Source organism: Apilactobacillus waqarii (assembly GCF_019061205.1).
Taxonomy (GTDB): Bacteria; Bacillota; Bacilli; order Lactobacillales; family Lactobacillaceae; genus Apilactobacillus; species Apilactobacillus waqarii.
Genome location: NZ_JAHQYH010000026.1, coordinates 1 through 443, shown reverse-complemented (window position 1 = coordinate 443; position 443 = coordinate 1). Strand labels below are relative to the sequence as shown.

General features: G+C 40.2%; 1 protein-coding gene. It reads right to left on the bottom strand.

Annotated elements, in window-relative coordinates; translation table 11 throughout:
- Positions 1-419: ABC transporter transmembrane domain-containing protein (locus KTJ72_RS07035; RefSeq protein ID WP_249419578.1), on the bottom strand; the 419-nt coding region annotated here is incomplete at its 3' end.
- Positions 420-443 lie beyond the last annotated feature (24 nt).

Here is a 443-nt window from a genome sequence, read left to right as displayed (position 1 = left end):
ATTAAGGGCGTCACTACTCCTAAACGTAAAGACATTTCAGCAAACTGCATGAGCACAAAGGCATCACTTGTCATTCGGGTAACCAAAGAAGCAACCCCAATTTTTTCATATTCTGTATGAGAGTAATCCTGCAACTGACGATACATGTCATTGCGCAGCTCCTTGATCATGGTTGTCGTTAACTTACCAGATGCATAGGATAAGATAATTCGACCAAGAACACCTAACACAATAATGACAAACATGACCAATGTCCAGCCATATAAGGCTTTGGTATCCTGCTGCAAGATTCCTTGGTCTATCATCCGAGCTAAAATAGTGGGCAATCCTAAATTAACCAGAACAAATAATAGACCACCTAAAATGTCCAAAGCCAACCACTTAGGCTTTGATGATAAATACGACCAAATCAGCCCCATTTTTCTCCTCCTTCAGGTAATAAA